A 395-nucleotide genomic window follows, 5' to 3' on the forward strand; every position below is an offset into this window, starting at 1 on the left:
CCGGAGTGACTGTCACCGCAAGTGCGGCAAAGACAGCAACGGCAATACACACATTACGCATCGTTCACCTCTCACTGTTTTATAATAAAACGCCCGTTCCCGGACGAACCTCTGTAACACACTCAGACCACGCTGATGCCCAGCGCCTGTTTCTTAATCACCATAACCTGCACATCGCTGGCAAACGTATACGGCGGAATATCTGCCGAATGCCGTGTGGACGTAAGCGTGAACGTCAGGATCACGTTTCCCCGACCCGCTGGCATGTCAACAATACGGGAGAACACCTGTACCGCCTCGTTCGCCGCGCCATCATAAATCACCGCACCGTTCATCAGTACTTTCAGATAACACATCGAATACGTTGTCCTGCCGCTGACAGTACGCTTACTTCC

Annotated in this window: 1 protein-coding gene; it reads right to left on the reverse strand. The window is 52.7% G+C overall.

Going from position 1 to position 395, the window contains the following annotated elements; translation table 11 throughout:
• Positions 1–122: 122 nt before the first annotated feature.
• Positions 123–395: phage tail tip domain-containing protein (locus DZ860_RS24160; protein ID WP_207890695.1), on the reverse strand; the 273-nt coding region annotated here is incomplete at its 5' end.

The sequence above is a fragment of the Vibrio sinensis genome (genome assembly GCF_003605645.1).
GTDB lineage: Bacteria > Pseudomonadota > Gammaproteobacteria > Enterobacterales > Vibrionaceae > Vibrio > Vibrio sinensis.